At 62.2% G+C, this 19,285-nt stretch carries 21 protein-coding genes and 1 tRNA gene; 10 read left to right on the top strand and 12 right to left on the bottom strand.

The features are described 5' to 3' along the window. Positions 1-47: 47 nt before the first annotated feature. The 7 genes from RCO24_RS15905 to RCO24_RS15935 all read right to left on the bottom strand — a co-directional run bounded on the left by RCO24_RS15905 (position 48) and on the right by RCO24_RS15935 (position 4,675). Positions 48-359: a hypothetical protein gene (locus RCO24_RS15905; RefSeq protein WP_308963489.1), complete on the bottom strand. Its 312-nt coding sequence runs from the start codon at positions 357-359 to the stop codon at positions 48-50. A 28-nt stretch (positions 360-387) separates the two neighbouring features. Further along, on the bottom strand, positions 388-627 hold the full coding sequence (locus RCO24_RS15910; RefSeq protein ID WP_308963490.1) for a hypothetical protein: 240 nt from the start codon (positions 625-627) through the stop codon (positions 388-390). 12 nt (positions 628-639) lie between these two features. Continuing rightward, positions 640-1,770: a hypothetical protein gene (locus RCO24_RS15915; protein ID WP_308963491.1), complete on the bottom strand. Its 1,131-nt coding sequence runs from the start codon at positions 1,768-1,770 to the stop codon at positions 640-642. Positions 1,771-2,308: 538 nt separating this feature from the next. Continuing rightward, entirely contained in the window at positions 2,309-2,581 is a 273-nt protein-coding gene (locus RCO24_RS15920) for a hypothetical protein (protein WP_308963492.1), read from the bottom strand. A gap of 412 nt (positions 2,582-2,993) precedes the next feature. Then, positions 2,994-3,434 (bottom strand): hypothetical protein, encoded by a 441-nt coding sequence (locus RCO24_RS15925; RefSeq protein ID WP_308963494.1) that lies wholly within the window; start codon positions 3,432-3,434, stop codon positions 2,994-2,996. Further along, positions 3,431-4,363: a hypothetical protein gene (locus RCO24_RS15930; RefSeq protein ID WP_308963496.1), complete on the bottom strand. Its 933-nt coding sequence runs from the start codon at positions 4,361-4,363 to the stop codon at positions 3,431-3,433. The genes RCO24_RS15925 and RCO24_RS15930 overlap by 4 nt, the downstream gene beginning before the upstream one ends. 96 nt (positions 4,364-4,459) lie before the next feature. Continuing rightward, positions 4,460-4,675: a MerR family DNA-binding transcriptional regulator gene (locus tag RCO24_RS15935; RefSeq protein WP_308963498.1), complete on the bottom strand. Its 216-nt coding sequence runs from the start codon at positions 4,673-4,675 to the stop codon at positions 4,460-4,462. Between the two features lie 117 nt (positions 4,676-4,792). Here RCO24_RS15935 and RCO24_RS15940 point away from each other — a divergent pair, with 117 nt between their 5' ends. Genes RCO24_RS15940 through RCO24_RS15950 form a run of 3 tightly spaced genes read left to right on the top strand, consistent with a single transcriptional unit; the run spans position 4,793 to position 6,867 of the window. Continuing rightward, the gene (locus RCO24_RS15940; RefSeq protein ID WP_308963499.1) at positions 4,793-5,422 is read left to right on the top strand and encodes an Arc family DNA-binding protein; all 630 of its coding nucleotides are present in this window, start codon (positions 4,793-4,795) and stop codon (positions 5,420-5,422) included. Positions 5,423-5,455: 33 nt separating this feature from the next. Then, complete coding sequence (locus tag RCO24_RS15945) at positions 5,456-5,725, top strand: hypothetical protein (protein ID WP_308963500.1); 270 nt, start codon at positions 5,456-5,458, stop codon at positions 5,723-5,725. Positions 5,726-5,739: 14 nt separating this feature from the next. Continuing rightward, the gene (locus RCO24_RS15950; protein WP_308963501.1) at positions 5,740-6,867 is read left to right on the top strand and encodes a tyrosine-type recombinase/integrase; all 1,128 of its coding nucleotides are present in this window, start codon (positions 5,740-5,742) and stop codon (positions 6,865-6,867) included. A 58-nt stretch (positions 6,868-6,925) separates the two neighbouring features. Here the strand turns inward: RCO24_RS15950 and RCO24_RS15955 are convergent. Both RCO24_RS15955 and recJ read right to left on the bottom strand, forming a co-directional pair. Further along, positions 6,926-7,000 (bottom strand) — tRNA-Glu (locus RCO24_RS15955). A gap of 131 nt (positions 7,001-7,131) precedes the next feature. Further along, positions 7,132-8,988 (bottom strand): single-stranded-DNA-specific exonuclease RecJ, encoded by a 1,857-nt coding sequence (gene recJ, locus RCO24_RS15960; RefSeq protein WP_308963502.1) that lies wholly within the window; start codon positions 8,986-8,988, stop codon positions 7,132-7,134. Positions 8,989-9,150: 162 nt separating this feature from the next. Between recJ and RCO24_RS15965 the strand changes: the two genes are divergently transcribed. Next, positions 9,151-9,279 carry a hypothetical protein gene (locus RCO24_RS15965; RefSeq protein WP_308963503.1) on the top strand — a complete coding sequence of 43 codons (129 nt, stop codon included), beginning with the start codon at positions 9,151-9,153 and terminating at the stop codon, positions 9,277-9,279. A 40-nt stretch (positions 9,280-9,319) separates the two neighbouring features. Here the strand turns inward: RCO24_RS15965 and glpX are convergent, their stop codons facing one another. Genes glpX through RCO24_RS15980 form a run of 3 tightly spaced genes read right to left on the bottom strand, consistent with a single transcriptional unit; the run spans position 9,320 to position 12,956 of the window. Continuing rightward, positions 9,320-10,321 (bottom strand): class II fructose-bisphosphatase, encoded by a 1,002-nt coding sequence (glpX, locus tag RCO24_RS15970; protein ID WP_308963505.1) that lies wholly within the window; start codon positions 10,319-10,321, stop codon positions 9,320-9,322. A gap of 41 nt (positions 10,322-10,362) precedes the next feature. Further along, positions 10,363-11,697 (bottom strand): homoserine dehydrogenase, encoded by a 1,335-nt coding sequence (locus tag RCO24_RS15975; RefSeq protein WP_308963507.1) that lies wholly within the window; start codon positions 11,695-11,697, stop codon positions 10,363-10,365. Between the two features lie 35 nt (positions 11,698-11,732). Next, on the bottom strand, positions 11,733-12,956 hold the full coding sequence (locus RCO24_RS15980) for an LL-diaminopimelate aminotransferase (RefSeq protein WP_374990973.1): 1,224 nt from the start codon (positions 12,954-12,956) through the stop codon (positions 11,733-11,735). A 241-nt stretch (positions 12,957-13,197) separates the two neighbouring features. On the opposite strand from RCO24_RS15980, the gene RCO24_RS15985 reads away from it, so the two are divergent. The 6 genes from RCO24_RS15985 (at position 13,198) to RCO24_RS16010 (ending at position 19,262) form a co-directional block, all read left to right on the top strand. After that, complete coding sequence (locus RCO24_RS15985; RefSeq protein ID WP_308963509.1) at positions 13,198-15,006, top strand: class I poly(R)-hydroxyalkanoic acid synthase; 1,809 nt, start codon at positions 13,198-13,200, stop codon at positions 15,004-15,006. A gap of 404 nt (positions 15,007-15,410) precedes the next feature. Beyond that, positions 15,411-15,602 (top strand): hypothetical protein, encoded by a 192-nt coding sequence (locus RCO24_RS15990; RefSeq protein ID WP_308963510.1) that lies wholly within the window; start codon positions 15,411-15,413, stop codon positions 15,600-15,602. 11 nt (positions 15,603-15,613) lie between these two features. Continuing rightward, entirely contained in the window at positions 15,614-15,877 is a 264-nt protein-coding gene (locus RCO24_RS15995) for a hypothetical protein (protein ID WP_308963511.1), read from the top strand. Further along, complete coding sequence (locus RCO24_RS16000) at positions 15,877-16,104, top strand: DUF2188 domain-containing protein (RefSeq protein WP_308963512.1); 228 nt, start codon at positions 15,877-15,879, stop codon at positions 16,102-16,104. Before RCO24_RS15995 ends, RCO24_RS16000 begins: the two co-directional genes overlap by 1 nt. Before the next feature lie 288 nt (positions 16,105-16,392). Continuing rightward, positions 16,393-18,222 carry a diguanylate cyclase gene (locus RCO24_RS16005; protein WP_308963513.1) on the top strand — a complete coding sequence of 610 codons (1,830 nt, stop codon included), beginning with the start codon at positions 16,393-16,395 and terminating at the stop codon, positions 18,220-18,222. 266 nt (positions 18,223-18,488) lie between these two features. Beyond that, complete coding sequence (locus RCO24_RS16010) at positions 18,489-19,262, top strand: GDSL-type esterase/lipase family protein (RefSeq protein ID WP_308963514.1); 774 nt, start codon at positions 18,489-18,491, stop codon at positions 19,260-19,262. The last annotated feature ends 23 nt before the right edge of the window (positions 19,263-19,285 follow it).

Below are 19,285 nucleotides of genomic sequence, written 5' to 3' on the forward strand. Positions count from 1 at the left end.
AGGGCCCTTCCATCCACAGCCGCGGTTAGATCCCGCGGCTGTAGAACCTAAGTCGGCGCTTCGGACGCTCCGATCCTCTCCACGGCAACCTGCGTTTCCGCGTGGCGTTCGCCTATCGCTGCAACGACCTTGCTCGGGTCAGTCGCCGCCCGGGCATCGCCCAGAGCCTCGATCCCCGAAATGACAGCTTCGGTGCTGGTCGGTCGGGGCGTCGTCGACGATACGGCTTCCATCAACGCTGCATGACCGGATTGGCGCTGCTTCGACATCACTTTGACGATGTTGACTGGCGAAGACGCCTGGCGGGATTCCGTGAGCGCCTTAATTCCGTTCAAAGCATCCTGAGATCGGTGTTTCATTTTCCAATCCTGTCCTTCATCGTGCTGATCAGCGGCGATTGGTTCTTGGCGCAATCTGCGAGGCCATCTTCCGTGCAGACAAGACCAGGCTTGAACTGGCCGGCGTCGAGGCTGTCTCTGGCCCGATGCGGCCTGCGTCGTTTGCGCTGTGAGTAGCCTTCTGTCCGGCGACAACCCCGCCAGCATCGGCGTTTGCGCTTTGACTATGCTTCTGGCCGGCGACAAACCCGACAATCGCGGCTGCGAGTAGCGTTTGATCGGTGATCATGATGGATGTCTCCTACGCAGTTAACCGAGCCAGGGAATGCGTACGAGTCCCGGTTGTCGAAGTTTTTGCACCGGGATCGTCCGCGATTTCCGCCAGAGAGCGCTCCCCATCAACGCGGCATTCATTGAACGCTCCCAAGTCGACCTCGTTCGTGCGTTGGAGCTCCGGATATTTTGCCCTGAGCTCTTTCACGTCGATTTCGGTGATTGCGAGGTGCGCGGCGTGCTGGTCAACAGCGCCAGCCTTGACCATCTCTTGCGCTATCGAGCACGCTACGTTTCCGGCGAAACCTGCCTTCCAAGTCCGCCGGCCTCGCTCGTCTTCTTGCGTGAAGCCACGTTTGAGCTCGACCCTTACGTGCTTGGTCTCGACAATCACTGCGGCCCCGATGCGCACCGCTGCGTCTGCCACTGCTTTCGGCACCTCGATGAGCGCTCCGGCAAATGCGCCGAACGATGCGACGACCGGGTCTCCCATGTCTTTCCAGCGGATCGATTTGCGAACGTAGATGGGCGTGTCACGCGCGAGCGGTGGCCCTGGTCGCGCAAACATTGGCTGACCTCCGAGGCGTTGCCCAGCGCTCTTCCGATACAAATCAGCTGAAGCGGTGAGTTTGGCAGACATTCCGTGGGGGCGATCCAGATTGCTGGCGTGAACGGCGTCGCGCAACGCTGATCCGATGTCGGCGAGGATCATCGCTCTGCGTTCCCCAGTGGCGGAGCGCTCGACGATGGCAACGACTTCGTTAAGGCGGTCGATGATGGCCGGCATCGCATCGGCGGAGACCAAAAGCTCATTCGCCTGGCTTTCCCAGCGCCGCGTTTGGATTTCGGCCTGCTCAAGGCCGGCGAGCTCATCTCGTCGCGCCTTTGCGACGCGAATAGCCTCGTCGATAAGGCCAAGCGACCGCTCGTTGTCATGAAGTTGCTTCTGCTGCTTTGCGCTTGGCGCCTCGCCTGCGATCTTGGCGAGAACACATTCGGAGTCGAGCCGAGCGGCCTCTGCGGAAAGCTCAGTTCTCTCTCGCTCGAGTTCGGGAATCCGTCGAGTGAGCTGCGCGATTTCCTCACGAATAACCGCAAGGATACCGTCTAAATCGCTTGGAATAGAAGGCGCCTTTTCTCCGCCGGTGCCTTCGCTCATGCAGCTTTCCTCCAAGCGGTCATTCTGCGCGGAGTCGGCTCCACCGCCGCCGCTGGAGTCTCTCGCGAGATCTGAATCGTTCTCGGAGTCGGAGCCGGTATGTTGTACACACGCAACCGATGCTTCTCGCCGCTCGCGGGATCCACGATCCAGACCCATCGTTTAGTACCTCCAGATATTAGTAGGGACAGTTCTCGGCCAACGAGGCGCCACGGTTGTGGCTTCCACCCCATCTCGGCACAGAGCTCGCGATGCTGCCGCTCGACGTCACGAGCAAGCATTCGCCCGCTGAAGACTTCGGCGCTTACCACCGAGGATCCGGACACATCGCCTTGTAGCCATGCAACAAGGCGCTTCGCCTGCTCTTTCGGAGGGACCACGGACAGGGCCGGCTGAGCAGGTTTTGATTTGCGCCGCTCGACCGGCGGTTCCACATCGATCAAATGGCCTGGAGTCGGTGATTTTCCGACTTCAGATCCGCGGAGCAGTAGCACCACAGACTGGACCAGGATTAGGAGTCTCTCGGAAACGCGCACCATCAGCGACCCCTCCGGCTCAAGCGGTCTGCTTTCGGTTCGATCGGCAGCTTTCCTAGAAGGTCGCTGACAGCCGCTGCAGGCAGATCGGTTTCGAGCGCAAGAGCGAGAGCTGTCACCGGACGCGCTGCCGCGGCGCCGTGTTCCACGATTGCTCGGATCCGCTCGCGTTCTTCTGCGCGCCCCACCTCAAACGCGACTTCGCGCTCGAGAACCGGATTGCCGAAATCCATGTGCTGGAAATCCGCGCGCCTTCCGCAAATGCTCTCCGTCATGAGCCAGACCTCGGGTTTTGCATCTGCTGCCCAGACGAATCGATTCGCGGACTGGCGGAAAGCTCGCCACATTTCCGCTGCCGCTTTCTTTCTCTCTCTTCCCTCGCCCTGCCTGCGAGAAAACTGGATTTGAACGACAAATCACATTGGCCGTACCAGGCACGGCTAAACTGCTCGGCTTTGATTCCGCGCGGGCAGAGCGACCGATGTGCGCGGATTTGTGCGGCTGCGGCGGTCGCGCCTACTGACCGGCGCCCCGTCGACGCAACATTCCGCCTGACCTCTTTGGCCAGCACCTTTGCAATGGTTGATCGATCGCGATTGAGTTGGGCAGCTATTTGCTGATCATCAGCACCCGCGCGACCCAACGCGGTGATTTCTTGGCGTTCAGTGTCAGATATGCGGGGGCGTTTCAAAGGGTCAGCCCCTCCAGGCAGCCCGCGGTTTCCGGGGTATCCGCCAATGACGCTTCAGGCGCGCGGCTCGTCCTGCGAGCGGCCCGGGCCGCAATGCGCTCATCGAGGTGATCCTCGACCAGCTCCCTCACGAGCTTGGAAAACGCTGCATCGTGGCGCATTTCTTCTTTCGCAATCCGAGCCAGCTTTTTCACGGTTTGCGCTTTGCGATTTCCATAGACAGCTCCCACGACGCTAGGCTTTGCACTCGTCAGCAGGAGCGCCATGTAGCAGGCAACTTGAATCGCAAGTTCCCGCCGAACCTCGCAGCCAGGAGTTGCCGAAGTAGGTTCCGCGTAAATGGCCGCATCAGAGATCCCGAGGCGTTCGGAAACCATGCGAGCGATGCGTTCGAGCGCCTGACGCATGCGCCGGCCGATTTTGTTGGTCCCGATCATGCGGCACCTCGTTGCGACTGCGCAGGCGGCCACTCCGACATCACCTGCCAGACGCCGCTTTTGACCATCGCGCGTGCTTGACGTGGATCCGCCGTCTCGAAATGCACGACCCAGCGCTGCCACTGCGGCGTACCAGGGCGGATAACAACCATTGCTCCGCCCTTGCGGGCACGGCCGATTTCTTCGCGGATTAGGACGACGGTCAGTTTGTGCGATTGATTGCAGAGCCGCTTGACGGTGGCGGTGAGCGCGGGCGCGGCGATGCCGTGCGCGGCGGCGGCGATCTCGGCCAGCGCTTCGAGGGGGGTCTTGCCAAGCGACAGGCGCTTGTTGGAAGCCAGCAGCGGCGCGATCAGCCCGTCGACCGCATCCCGGTGCTTGCCGCTCTCGCGCAGCGCTGCCAGCCAAGCGACCTTCTCGTTTCCAGAGTACCCACTAAGCCCCCCTTTGGGGGGTAAGGGGGAAACTGACGGTTCAGTTGATGGTTTGGGGCCATCTGATGGCCACGTTTGAACCAGCTCGTGGCCCGGCTCTTCCGTGAACGGGTCTACCGACTGGACCGGTCCACTGTCTGGACCGGTCCGATCAGTCGGCTCAATCGACCACTTTTCGGCTGACAAAACGAACTCTGCGGTGCCCATCGCTAGAGCGCGAAGCACCTTCAGATCGAAGCGCCTCACAGTGGTGTTTTTCCAAGCGCCTCCCGAGCTGCGCTCGTCGGCGATTAACAGTCCGCATGCGTCAAAAATCGAATTCCACCGCTTGACGACTGCTAAGCTACACCCCGTGTCCCGAGCTACCGTTCTATTCGACGGAAACACGTTTGAGCCGTTATCATGGGAGCAATCCGCGTGCTTGAGAGCAATAAGCTTTGCCACCGGAGTGGGAAACTCGGCGTCCCATACCAAGGTCATTACCCGAACGCTCATCGACTCCTCGTATCGTCAGTTGCTGTGCGGAGGTGATGCCTCTGTGCCGGGCCCGCACGAGCCGGTGATTGAACGCAACGCAACTAACGCCACGCATCAAATAGCCGGCCGGCCGAGATGTGCCGTGACCTGCCCGTAGTCGTAGAAAACGCGCCCCCCAGTCCTGATGGGTGTCAACAGGCCGCGATCTTCCCAGTCGTAAAGCGTCCTCGGCTGCACCTGCAGAATGCGAGCAGCGTCGGCACGCGTGATGCGGTTGCCAGGCAAAATGCTGACCTCCACCAACACGCGCTTCTCAACAATTTCCTGCATTAGACGTCTCCACACAGGCTTGCGATTCGTTATTTATGACGATACGTGGTGATTAACGACCACGCAATCGCATCGTTGCGTGTTGCTGTGGAAACAGACTCGTGACATCGAAAAGGGATGAAGAATGCCAAGAGCCGTTTTCAGAAGCCGCGAGAGTCCATCGCATTTCGACCGCCGCAGGAGCTCCGAGAAAAGCTCGAGGGGGCTGCGGAAGCGGCTGGTCACTCACTTTCCTTCGAAATCACAACGCGTCTTCAACAGGCCTACTCTGAGCGTGATTGGGCTCGAGCGGAGTTGGGTGAGGCCTTCGGAGATTTTGAAACAATGGCCGTCGTCTTCACGATCGCGAGGGCCGCAATCGCCGTCACAAATCGCAGGCGAGCGCATTGGCTGGGGGATCGCGACGCGTGGGACGAGGCGCGAGATGCGATTGAACGCATTTTATACCGCTTCGCTCCCTCAGGCCCGGGACAATGGTCTCCGACAGATTCTCGTAGACAGGAGTGGGAAACCTACAAGGCGTCTGATCAATTCAAGGCAGCCGGTAAAGTCACCGCCAACGAGCTACTCTCGCTCATCGAAATTGGCGGACAAGATTGGTGGCCCTTTGGCACGCCGGGACCGAGTAATCTTACGAAGGAATTGCAGCGCGATATCATCGAGCGCGACGAACTATTACACGTCCTGCAAAAACTCCTTGACGATCGCGAAGGACTATCGCTGCCGAGCGACAAGAAAAAGAAGTGAGGCCGAACACGAACTTGGCGGAGCATGCTTGTGATGCCTCGCGCGCGGTCCCGTCATGAGATCCTGCCGGCGAGCCTCCCACCGCGCGGGCTTTCGCGTGAGGAGGCCGCGGCTTACATCGGGATAGGCGCCACCAAGTTCGATGAAATGGTCGTCGACGGCCGCATGCCGAACCCCAAGCGTATCGACGGCCGCAAGGTCTGGGACCGGCTGCGGCTTGACTCCGCCTTCGCCGCGTTGCCCTCTGAAGGCGGCGAGGAACCGGCGGACACGGATGATCGGTGGAGCCGCGTCGCCGTATGAGGGGCGCAGCGGACATGATCACCGTCAAGATTCCCTATGTTCATGAGGACGTTGACCGGCACGGCAACGTGCGGATCTACTTCTGGCGCAAGGGCGAGCGCAAGGTCAGAATCCGCGAGACACCCGGAACCGAGGCGTTCGAAAAACGCTATCGTGAACTCCTGGCCGCCAACACAGCCCCAAGCCCGCTAACGGAAGAAGCGCCAGGGTCGAAGCCGATAGCGGGGACCTGGCGCTGGCTTTGCGTCTGCTATTTCAAATCGATGACGTTTTTGACGCTCGACCCTGAAACCCAGGCTACGCGGCGCGGCGTGCTGGAGCGCACGTTCCAGGAACTGATCCACCCCGAATCGTCAGACAGATTCGCGAACCTGCCGGTGCGGTTGATGAGCGCCAAGCACGTCGAAGTCCTGCGTGACCGGAAGCTGAAAACGCCGAACGCAGCCAACGATCGCGTGAAGGTCGCTCGCTACGTCTTCAACTGGGCAATGGAGCAAAAGCCACCGCTCTCGATTGGGAACCCGGCTCAGGGCGTGCGCCTGATCAAGGTTGCATCTTCAGGCTGGCACACCTGGACCACGGAGGAGGTTGCGAAATACGAGCAGCGGCATCCCGTCGGAACCAAGGCTAGGCTGGCGCTCGCCCTGTTCATGTTCACAGGGGCGCGCCGGTCCGACGCCGTACGGCTCGGCCGTCAGCACGCAAGCAGTGGGTGGTTCAAATTCCGCCAGTTCAAGAACCGCAATCGGCACCCGGTCGATATCGAGATCCCGATTCTGCCGGAACTTCAGCGCATCATCGCCGCGAGCCCCACCGGCGACCTGACCTACCTTGTCACAGACTACGGGAAACCGTTTTCCACAGCCGGATTCGGCAACAAGATGCGCCAGTGGTGTGACGAGGCAGGCCTGCCTCAGTGCTCAGCCCACGGGCTCAGAAAGGCAGGCGCTACGCTGGCCGCAGAGAATGGGGCGACCGAGCTGCAGTTGATGGCCATTTTCGGCTGGAAAACCATGCAGGAGGCCGAGCGTTACACGCGCGCCGCGCGCCGCAAGAAAATGGCCGGCGACGCCATGGGATTGCTGCAGGGGCCGAGGTCGAAGAACGAGAATAAATCTAGAACAAAAGTTTCCCACCGCTAGCGGGGGTAGGTTTCCCACCGCACCTAAGTTGCTGATATTGCATGGGAAAAAAGGCGGGTGGCGGTCCCTACGGGAGTCGAACCCGTCTTTCAAGATTGAAAATCTCGCGTCCTAACCGATAGACGAAGGGACCAGCCGAGCGGCGGCAGGGCCGCGGCGCGTCGGAAGCCGGTGTATAGGGACGTTTGCCGCCAGACGCAAGCGCGAGCCCTCGGAGGCCTCCCGAGCGCGCCATTTTCGCGCACTCCCCCTGAAAAGTCAGGGCTATTGCTTCCGCGGATCGGCCGCATCCTCGATCTGAAGCTCGATCCGGTTCCGCCCGCCCCAGGTGTCGCGCTTGAGTTGCCCCACCACGTGCAGGGGAAGCCCACCCGAGGCTTCCATCAGCAGGTCGCCAAGCGGCTGCCCGGCCGCGCGAAACGCCACCGCATCGAGCCGCGACCCGTCCCCCGCCTCCAGCACGCAGCGGATGTGAGCGGTCCCCACGGGCTTGGCAAACTTCACCCGGTGGGCCGGAAACGCAAAGCGCGGCTGCGGATTGCCCTGGCCAAAGGGCCCAGCGCGTCCCAACAGATCCACGAGCGCGTCCGACGCGGCCGAAGGCGTCAGCGCCCCGTCGACAGCAAGCGTAGCCCTCTCGGCGAGACGCGCCGCCGCCCCCTTGAGTTCGGTAGCGAAAAACTTCGCGAGGTCGTCGTGTCTGTCCTGAGCGACCGTCAGGCCCGCCGCCATCGCGTGCCCGCCGCCCTTGACGAGAAGCCCCGCCGCGACCGCGTGGCGAACCGCCGTACCGATGTCGATACCCGCAACCGAGCGCAGCGAGCCTGTGCCCGTTACCACGCCGCTCCCGCCATTCTTTTCCCACGCGATGACGCACGACGGCCGCTTGAAACGCTCGGTGATCCGGCTCGCGATCAGACCGACGACGCCCTTGTGCCATTCGGGCGATCCAACCATCACGACGCTCAGGTCCGGCGTTTCGTCGAGCAGCCGGTCGGCCATGGACGTGGCCTCTTCGAGCGCCGCCTGCTCGATCTCCTTGCGCTCCTTGTTCAGCCGATCGAGGATCGCCGCGATCTTGACCGCCTCGCCTTCGCTATCCGTCGAAAGCAGCTTCGCGCCGAGCCCCGCATCGCCGATGCGCCCGCCCGCATTGATGCGCGGGCCGAGAATGAAACCCAGATGATAGGCAGTTGGCGCCTCGCTGAGCCCCGCCGCATCCTGCAGTGCGCGTAGCCCGACGTTCTCGCGGCTGCGCATGACCGCGAGCCCCTTGGTGACATAGGCTCGGTTTAGCCCCTTGAGCGGCACCACGTCGGCGACCGTTGCAAGCGCCACGAGATCGAGATCGCCGATCAGCTGCGGCTCCCGCAAATCGCCGTAGAAGTCGCGCCGCCGAAGCTCGCGCACCGTTGCCACCAGCACCAGGAACACCACGCCCGCCGCGCAGAGATGGCCCTGTCCCGAGATGTCGTCGAGCCGGTTCGGGTTGACCAGCGCATGCACCGCCGGCAGCACCTCGTCGGCCTGATGGTGATCGATGACGACCACATCGACGCCGCGCTTTCCCGCTTCCGCGAGCACGTCGACGCTGGTGGTGCCGCAGTCGACCGTGACGATCAGCTTCGCGCCTTCGCCGATGAGCTGCTGGATTGCTGCCGCGTTCGGGCCGTAGCCCTCGGTCAGGCGATCGGGAATGTAGATCCGGCTCGGCACGTCGTGATGGGCGAGAAAGCGCGCAACTAGCGCCGACGAGCAGGCGCCGTCCACGTCGTAGTCGCCGAAGATCGCGACCGGCTCGCGCTTGACGATCGCGTCCGCGAGCCTGCGCGCCGCCTTGTCCATGTCCGTGAGCGACGACGGATCCGGCATTAGCACCTTGATGGTCGGATCGAGAAACACCGGCACGTCGTCGAGCCCGACGCCGCGTGCGGCCAGCACCCGCCCGAGCAGCTCCGGCAGCCCATGCTGCTGGCTGATCGCAATCGCGTCCTTCACCCGGGAAGGATCGATCGTCTCGACCCATCGATAGCGGCGGGCCGATTGCACGACGCCGAGAAACGCCGCTTCGGCGGGCGCCGCGTCCTTGAGATCGAGACGCGCCTTGCGAACTGCCGTCATGTCCCGGATACCCCCGCACCGATTCGCACCAAAGACGCAGAATCCCAGGAGATTGGGCGCGGAGCGACCCCTCCGACCCCGTCATCCACAGGTCAAGCTTGTCCGGATGCGCCGCCTGTGGCAGAGGTGCAGGAGTGTCACAGATAAGGCCCAAGGGGACCCATGGACTCCAAGAACATCATCATCGCCCTGCTGCTGATCGGCGTCGCCGTGCTCGGCTATCTTTATTACGAGAGCCAGCAGACCACGGTAAAGATCGACGTCCCCGGCTTCAAGCTCGAAGCCAAGTAACGGCGCTCTTCCCGCAGCCGGATAAAAATCCTGGATGTGATCAGTCGCGGGTCTGGGCGAGCAGATGCTTGCCCACGTCGCGGAAGCGGCTCTTGATCCGGCGCACGGTGCCGGTCTTGGAGCGCATGATGAGCGTTTCGGTTTCCGCCGTCTGGCCACGGAACTTCACGCCCTCAAGCAGCGATCCGCTGGTCACGCCTGTTGCGGCGAAGATCACGTCCGAGGACGCCATGTCCTCGAGCTTGAGCTTCTTTCTGATGTCGGTGATGCCCATCTTGCGCGCGCGGTCGCGCTCGTCGTCGTTGGAGGGCATCAGCCGGCCCTGGATCTGCCCACCGATGCAACGCAGCGCAGCAGCGGCCAGCACGCCCTCGGGCGCACCACCCGAACCCATGTAGATGTCGATGCCGGTTTCCTCGGGATCGGTGGTCCAGATGACGCCCGCGATATCGCCGTCGGGAATGAGCTGGACGGCCGCTCCGGCTTCGCGCACCGAGCGGATCAGCTCGGCATGGCGCGGGCGATCGAGAATGCAGGCGGTGATGCCGCTGATCGGCACGCCCTTGGCTTTGGCCAGCGCCTCCAGGTTCTGCGCGACCGGCGCGTCGAGATCGACGACGCCTTCGGGATAGCCCGGGCCGATCGCGATCTTGTTCATATACATGTCCGGCGCGTGCAGCAGGCCACCCCGCTCCGAGATCGCGAGAACCGCCAGCGCATTCGGCATCAGCTTGGCGCAGATCGTAGTGCCTTCGAGCGGATCGACGGCGATGTCGACCTCGGGTCCGGTGCCGTTGCCGACGACTTCGCCGATGTAGAGCATCGGCGCTTCGTCCATCTCGCCTTCACCGATCACGACCGTGCCGCGCAACGAGACGCGCCCGAGTTCGTGGCGCATCGCATCGACCGCAGCCTTGTCGGCGGCCTTCTCGTTGCCGCGTCCGCTGAGCCGCGCCGCCGCGAGTGCCGCAGCTTCCGTCACTCGCGCCACCTCGAGCACGAGCATGCGGTCCAAACCGACCTCGCCGTTATCCTTTGCCATGCCGTCCTCTTGGCCCAATTTCGTCCTCGCCCCGAGTCTCTTTAGAGATCCTCGATCCGGATCATCTGCGGTCGCTCCGTGACCTTACCGTCGCTCTCGATAGCACGGAGTGCCTTGCGCATCGCAAGCTCGGTGGTGTCATGGGTAATCAGTATAACATTGGCCGCCGGCTCCGCCGCACCGGGCGGCGGTTCCCAAGCCTGGCCAGGATGCACCGCACCCGGCCGCTTCTGAACGATGCTTTCGAGCGATACGTTCTCGTTGCTCATGCGCGTCATGATCGCGGCCATCGCGCCGGGGCGATCGTAAACCGAAAGACGCACGTAGAAATTTCCAACCCCGCCGTCGATGTTGGCTTTGTTGACCGGAGCCAGCGACGAGGTCGGCCGGATGAACGGCGGCATCACGAGCCCGCGCGCGATATCGACGATGTCGCTCGCCACCGCCGAAGCCGTCGGATTGGCGCCCGCCCCCGGGCCCACGAGCAGCAGGTTACCGACGAAATCGCCGTCGATGCCGACGCAGTTGGTCACGCCCGAAACCTCGGCCAGCGCCGATTCCTCGGCGACGAGCACCGGCGTCACGCGCGCTTCGATGCCTTTGTCGGTCTGCGTCGCAACGCCGAGCAGCTTGATGCAGTACCCGAGCTCGGTCGCCGCCTCGATGTCGGCGGTGGTGACGTGCTCGATGCCTTCCACCTGGATCTGGTCGAACGCCAGCGTGGTCCCGAACGCGAGGCACGTCAGCAGCGACAGCTTGTGCGCCGCATCGAAACCGCCGATGTCGAAGGTCGGATCCGCTTCCGCGTAGCCACGCTCCTGCGCTTCCTTGAGCGCATCAGAGAAGGCCCGCTTCTCGTCGGTCATCTTCGAGAGAATGAAGTTGCAGGTGCCATTCAGGATGCCATAGACGCGGCGCACCTCGTTGGCGGCCAGCGCCTCGCGCAGCATCTTGATGATCGGAATGCCGCCGGCCACCGCAGCTTCGAAGTTGAGCGCGACGCCGTTCTCCTCGGCAAGCCGCGCGAGCGCGACGCCGTGCTTTGCCAACAGGGCCTTGTTCGCCGTGACGACGTGCTTCTTGGCCTTGAGAGCCGTTTCAACCGCCGTCTTGGCCACACCCTCTTCCCCGCCGATCAGCTCGACGAAGACGGAAATCGAAGGATCCTTGGCCAGCGCGACGGGATCGTCGAACCAGCGCACATCGCCAAATCCGGCCCCCCGCGCCTTGTCGCGCGAGCGCGCGGAAACGCCGACAACGGTGATCGGACGGCCAAGCATCTTCTCGAGACGCGGCGCGTGGGCGGAAAGCAGTTGAATGAGACCCATGCCGACGGTGCCAAGTCCGGCAACGCCGAGGGTCAAAGGCTCTGACATGGGTTAATTCTTGGGCTGGATCAGATGCTTAAGGGCTAGCCGCTTGCTTTTTGCGGAATGGGGATGACGTTATGCATCGTTTCCGGGCTCTGGGCGAGAAACTTCTTGATCGAGCGCGCCGCCTGCCGGATGCGGTGCTCGTTCTCGACCAGCGCGATACGCACGAAGCCCTCGCCATATTCGCCGAAGCCGAGCCCCGGAGAAACGGCTACATCCGCTTTCTCAATCAAGAGCTTAGCGAACTCCACCGAACCCAGCGCCCGGAACGGCTCCGGAATCGGGCACCACGCGAACATGGTGGCCGGCGGCGGCGGCACCGGGAAACCGGCCCGTCCGAAAGCCTCGACCAGACAGTCGCGGCGGCTATTGTAAGTGCGGCGAATCTCCTCGACGCAGTCCTGCGATCCGTTGAGGGCCGCTGCGGCCGCAACCTGGATCGGCGTGAACGCACCGTAGTCGAGATACGATTTGACGCGCGCGAGTGCACCGATCAGCCGCTCGTTGCCGACCGCGAACCCCATGCGCCAGCCGGGCATGTTGTAAGTCTTGGACAACGACGTGAACTCGACCGTGATGTCGATGGCGCCCGGCACTTCGAGCACCGAGGGCGGCGGATTATCGTCGAAGTAGATTTCCGAATACGCGAGATCCGACAGGATGATGAGATCGAGCTTCTTCGCGAGCGCGACGGCTTCTTTGTAGAAGTCGAGAGAGGCCGTCATCGCCGTCGGGTTCGACGGATACGACAGCACCACCGCGAGCGGCTTCGGAATGGAATGACGCACGGCGTGCTCGACCGCGCGCAGGAAATCCTCGCCGTTGCCCGCCTTCACGTGACGCATCGAGGCGCCCGAGATCAGGAATCCGAATTCATGAATCGGATAGGTCGGGTTCGGAACGATGATCACGTCGCCGGGCGCGGTGATCGCCTGCGCCATGTTGGCGAAGCCTTCCTTCGAGCCGAGCGTCGCCACCACTTGCGTTTCGGGGTTGAGCTTCACGCCGAACCGGCGCTCGTAATAGGCGGCCTGCGCGCGGCGCAACCCAGGGATGCCTTTGGAGGCCGAATAGCGATGGGTGCGCGGCTTGGCCACCGTTTCGACAAGCTTGTCGATGATGTGCTGCGGCGTCGGCAGATCGGGGTTACCCATGCCGAGATCGATGATGTCCGCGCCCCGCGCTCGCGCACCGGCCTTGAGGCGGTTCACTTCGGCAAAAACATAGGGCGGCAAGCGCTTGATGCGGTGAAAATGGTCAATCACGGGCGTCTCTTGGCTGTTGCGACCCTACGTCGTGAGGCTGCCTCTTGCGCGAGGCCGCCATCCAGGAGTTCACGACGAAACAGGGGTCTATAACTCTAAGTATTTACGCCATCCGAGGCACCAACGTCCAGAGGCAGAACCGCCCGACTGGCGTCAACTGTGCACATCTCGCGGCTTATGTAAGTCCCCACTTTCATCCTACTATGCGTTGTCACAAGTACCCCCTATCCTGGTGTCCATGACCGAGACGATCACAAAGCCCGCCACCACCCCCTACCGGATCGAAAACCCCGAAGAGTTCGCGCACAACATAATGCGCTTTTTCGAGGAAGGCGGGCGAGCCCTGTCCGAGCTTCTCGAGCGGCCGGATGCCAAGATCAGCCCTTTTTCCGCGGCCAGCGAAGTCAACGAGGCCACCAAGACGCTGACCGACATCGCCCGCGTCTGGCTCAACGACCCCGCGCGCCTGGCGGAAGCCCAGGGCACCCTCGTCAGCTCCTATCTCGAGCTCTGGAACAACGCGATTCGCCGGCTGCTCGGTGAAAAAGTCGCCCCCGTCGCCGAGCCGGAACCCTCCGACAACCGCTTCAAGGATTCGGAGTGGTCGTCGAACCCCTATTTCGATTTCTGGAAGCAGGCCTACCTGCTGACGACCCATTGGGCCGAAGACGTTCTCCAGCAGACCGAAGGACTGGATGAGCACGAACGCCACAAGGCCGAGTTCTATCTGCGCCAGCTCTCGAGCGCGCTTTCGCCCTCGAACTTCCCGATGACCAATCCGGAGGTCGTCCGCGAGACCTTCGCCACCAATGCGAAAAACCTCGTGCAGGGCATGGCCCATCTCGCGCACGATATGGAGAAGTCCGGCGATCTGCTGAAGATCAGCCAGACCGACACCACCGCCTTCGAGGTCGGCAAGAATCTCGCGACGACGCCCGGAAAAGTCGTTTTCGAAAACGACGTCTTCCAGTTGATCCAGTACACGCCGACCACCGACAAGGTGCGCGAGGTGCCGCTGCTGGTGATCCCGCCGTGGATCAACAAGTATTACATCCTCGATCTCACGCCACCCAAGAGCCTGCTCAAGTACGCCGTCGATCAGGGCTTTACGGTATTCGTCATCTCGTGGGTGAACCCGGACGAACGCCTCTCCCACAAAACCTTCGAGGACTACATGCTCGAAGGCATCCTGACCGCGGCCGACGCGGTCAAGCGTGAGACCGGCGTCGAGAAGTCGAACGTTGTCGGCTACTGCGTCGGCGGCACGCTTCTCGGGAGCACGCTCGCCTATCTCGCCGCCCGCGGCGAAGAGCCGTTCCGCGCGGTGACATTCCTCACCACGCAGCTCGATTTCTCGAAAGCCGGCGACCTCCTGCTCTTCACCAACGACGACCAGCTGACTTCGCTGCAGGAGATGATGTCCGAGCGCGGCTTCCTCGATGGCTCGCGCATGGCCAACGTCTTCAACATGATGCGTCCGCGCGACCTGATCTGGCCGTACATCGTCAATAACTACCTGCTCGGCAAGAAGCCGTTCCCGTTCGATCTCCTGTATTGGAACCAGGACTCGACGCGCATGGCTGCGGCCAACCACGCCTTCTATCTGCGCGAATTCTACAACGAGAACAAACTCGCCAAGGGCGAGATGAGCCTCGCCGGCGTCAAGCTCGATCTCAAGAAGATCAAGCTGCCGGTATTCGAGGTGGCAACCAAGGAAGACCACATCGCCCCGGCGAAGTCGGTGTTCATCGGCTCCAAGCTGCTCGGCGGCCCGGTCGAATTCGTGCTGGCGGGCTCGGGCCACATTGCGGGCGTCGTCAATCCGCCCGACAAGATGAAGTATCAGTACTGGACCGCCAACAAAGCGGCAGCCGATACGCTTGAAGAATGGATCGGCATGGCCAAGGAGCACCCCGGCTCCTGGTGGCCTTATTGGATGGAATGGCTGAACAAGCATTCCGGCGGCTGGACCATCCCGCGCGAGCCGGGCGAGAAGCTCGGCCCGATAGAGGACGCGCCGGGAAGTTACGTCAGAACCAAGTCGTGACACCAAAATCCTGAAGTAATTCGGATTGGTAAACGCGCCTTGCCTGCACCCGCATGCAATAAGTTCGACATTGCGGTGACGGGGGCGCATAGTGAGTCCATCATCGTTTGATTGCCATGGCCGACGATGACTGAGAGATGCGCAGCGCTCCCGCCTATAGCGAGGAGTCGTGCGTGCCGTTCATTCAAAAACCTGAAGGATTGAGCCTCGAAGCGCTCGAGTTGCTCGACACGGCCATGACCAAGCTTTGGCTGGATCATGTATCAACCGCCGCCGCCCAGAGTGGCGTTGCGCCAGAAGATCTGCTCCGCGCCAGAGCTGAAAACGATCGCAAGCACGATCGACTGGGCCTTCGCAACCGGAAGGTCCGTCCGCGCCATACATCCTCTTCATCGGAGAACTGAATGCCCCCGCACAAATACAAAACCGGCCAGGACGTCCACTACTCGCCTCCCAAGGGAACCGTGCTGGGCGCGTCGAAGTACACGGTGGTTCGGCCTCTTCCCACGGAAGGCGGCGAAATCAAGTACCGCATCAAATCGGCAGCCGAGCACTTCGAACGCGTGGCGAAGGAAAGCGAACTGACGAGGCGATAGCAGGAAAAGTAATGAGCATGTTTGATTATACGGCAGAAGCAGAGCTGTTCCCGGCACGGGCCCGCGGCATGAAGCGACTGGCGGTGTCATACAAGAAGTTCAATACCGCGGCAGACGCCCTCCGTTACGCTATCGAAGAACTCGATCCCGCCCTCCTCATGGGAGCGATCCTGGAGGTCGACGAGGAACGATTTGATAGTAATGACATCAAAAATCTCTACGCAGATGAGCGCTATCCCTTTAAACGGACCAATGCGGCGTCTGGAGGTGATTGATGAAAGAAGACATCCACGTCACGCACCAGGACGGCTCAGGCTGGGTCGTCCAACGTTCCGAAGAAGCGAGCACGCCACTCGCAAACTTTCGTAGGCGCGCGATCGCCGAAGCTTATGGGCGCGCACTCGCCCACCGCCATCGCGTCGAACTCGTCGTTCATCGGGTCGACGGCGAGCAGGTGCGCTATCACCATTCCGCATTGAGCTACGCCGCGCATCTTTCGTGATGGGCTGTGACGCCTCAAGCGCTTGGCTCGCGCCAATGCCCTACGCGCATGGCGCGGCAGGAAATCGATAAAATTTTCTCGAGCCTGAACCATCCTCGTTCACCACGTCACCGTAAGTGACCGGGGAACAGGTGTTCACCTGCAGGGTCTTCCGAAACGATTAACCTCCGAAGATCACCCTGCTGAGGATCGAACGATCGAGATCTTGATGGCCGCCAGCTCCATTCCTTAGCGCAGCATCGGAGCGGATCGGCCTCGATCGAGAAAAGAGAAGAGGGAGAGATCCGCATGCTGGCCTCCTCCGGCCGCAGCGCTCGGGCGTTGTCCCAGTCCACGTGCCTCGCGGCCGAGCCACTCGCCGCCGTCATGGCCTTCGACTGGTCGAAGACAAGCGTAGGCGCATTCGCGCAATGGCCCGAAGCGCTTAAAAGCGCCGTCCGAAGTGCGTTGCTTTCGTCGTCTCCGATGGCTGTCCTCATCGGGCCCGCCGGCCTCTTGATTTCCAACAACGCCGCCCGCGCGATCCTGGGCGACAGCGCCGCCGCGCTCGGCAAGCCGGCAGCCGACATACGGCCTGACGCCGCAAGCTTCTTTGCATCCGTCGTCGCACGCTATCTCGAAGGCAAGACCACCAGCGTCCGCGACCAGCCTTTCAAAAGCCTGCCCGACGCACTTTCCACCCCGATCCAATCAACTGCGTGGTTCAACATCGACGTCGTCCCCATCGTGGATGCCAACGGCGCACCGCTGGGCGGCCTGATGCTCGCCTCCGAAACCACCGAGCACATCCATAAAACGCTGGCGCTCTCGCAATCCGAAGAACGCTTCAGGCTCGCCCTCGAAGCGTCGGGCATGGTCGGCGTATGGGATCTCGATCTGCGCACCAACATCAACACCGCCGACCCGGCAGTCGATAACGTCTTCGGAATCGACCCCAAACTGGCGCTCAAGGGACCGAGCCTCGAACGCTACATCGAGGCCATCCACCCCGACGACCGCGGTCGCGTTGAACGCGCCGTGCAAGAAACCATCGATGCCGGACAACCGTATCGCATCCGCTATCGCGTTATCGACGGCGACGGCAAACAACGCTGGGTCATCGCCGCCGGCAAGCTCGTCTATGACGAGCAGGGCCGGGCCGCACGCTTTCCCGGCGTCATCGTCGACGTCACCGAGCAGATGCAGACTGCCGCCGCGCTGAACGAAAGCCGCTTCCAGTTCGAAACCCTTACGGAAGCCCTTCCGCAAATCGTCTGGAGCTGCGATTCCGAAGGCGTGCACGACTACTTCAGCAAACGATGGCACGAATACACCGGCTTGCCGGAAGCCCCGGTTCATGCCGAAACCTGGAAGAAGCTCGTCCATCCGGATGATCAGCAGCGCGTCTTTACCTGTTGGAGCGCCGCTCTGCGCACGGGCGCGCCGTACGACATCGAATACCGCTATCTCCACCACTCGGGCGAACATCGCTGGCTGCGCGTGATGGCGCTGCCGGTGCGCAACGAGCAGGGTCGCATCACCCGCTGGTTTGGCACCAGCACCGATATCCACGACGCCCGTCTGCTGGCCAGTGAACGCGAGAAGATCTCGAAGGAGCTCGAGCGCATCGCCACGCAGGATCCACTGACGGGCATCCTCACGCGCCGCGCCTTCATCGAACGGACCAGCGCCTATCTGGCCAAGCTCCCGCGAGACCGCGCAGCCTGTGTCCTCATGCTCGACATCGACCACTTCAAGCACATCAACGACACCTTCGGGCATGCCGGCGGCGACAAGGTGCTCTCTATCTTCGCCAAGCGTGTGGGGAGATGCCTCCGGAGCAGCGATCTGTTCGGCCGTCTCGGCGGCGAGGAATTCGCGGTTCTTCTCACGTCCTGTTCGGAAAAGCGTGGCGCACAGGTCGCCGAACGCATTCGCTCGAAGCTCGAGCGCGAGCCGGTCGATCTCGGCAACGGCGCACGCACCGCGCTGACCGTCAGCATCGGGATCACGGTAGCCGATGACCCGCGCTGGTCGCTCGAAGGGCTGCTGGCCGAGGCCGATCAGGCCCTTTACCGCGTCAAGAATTCCGGACGCAATGCCTGCCTCGTCTGGAAGCGGGAGGAGATGGCCCTCTAGGTTTTGGAGACGCCCTCGTTGTCGTCAGAGTTAACCCTAAACCGACAATTAAGCGGCTGAGACCGCGAGCGGCGTGCTTGGCTCGCCTTGACGGCACGTTATCTCGGCACGGCAACAGCCGATTACGCGACGTTGTCGTTTGGGAGCCGCTAAGGCGTCCCGCGTCTCGAATGCATTCGAGCCACAGCATGCCTATAAAAAATCCGCTCCCCCGCAGCACCTCGATCTCCGCCGCCTTTTGGGCGTGCCTTCGGTGTGCTTCTGCAATGATCGGTCTTGCCGCAATGGACCCCGCGCTTGCGGAAACGGCAGCGAATGCGGCGATGGCGAAGCAGGAAGGCTCACGGACCATACGCGTTCTGCCGTTAGGCGACTCGATCACCCAAGGCGGCCGCAGCGACCGCCCCGAATACACCTACCGATATCCGCTCTACTTCATGCTGAAGGACGCCGGATACGACGTCGACTTCATCGGCTCGCAACACGCCGGGCTCGAGGAAAGCGCAACCTGGCCCGACCGGAACGGCGTGGCCTTCGATCCCGATCACGAAGGACACTACGGCTGGACGACCGCAGAAGTGCGCAACCACCTGCAGGAATGGCTGTCGAAATATCCGGCCCCGCCGGACATCGCCTTGATCGATCTCGGCAGCAACGACCAGGAAGCCGACAGCTATCAAACCGCCATCGTCGAGCCGCTGAAGGACATCGTCGCGATGCTGCGCGAGAAAAACCCGAATGTCGTCGTGCTGCTCGGGCACATCCTTGCGAACGGGCGCAAGGCGCGCTCCATTCGTCCGCTCCTGGAACAGGTCGCCCGCGAAACCCGCACGCCCGTCTCTCCAGTTGAGACCGTGCTGCACTACAAAAACTGGCACGAACGGCCGGGCCTTCCCTACTCCGACACCTTCGACTGGGCCCATCCCAACCCGAGCGGCCAGCGCAAAATGGCCGACAACTACTTCGCCGCCATGCGGCCCTATCTCGACCGGCTGCAGAGCGGCGAGGTGGGCGTCGCGCACCGCGCGCAAAGTGAATAGAAGCACCGCGCGCTAGGGGAATG

Origin of the sequence: Hyphomicrobium sp. LHD-15, from assembly GCF_031157355.1 — a bacterium.
In the GTDB taxonomy this organism is placed as follows: Bacteria; Pseudomonadota; Alphaproteobacteria; order Rhizobiales; family Hyphomicrobiaceae; genus Hyphomicrobium_C.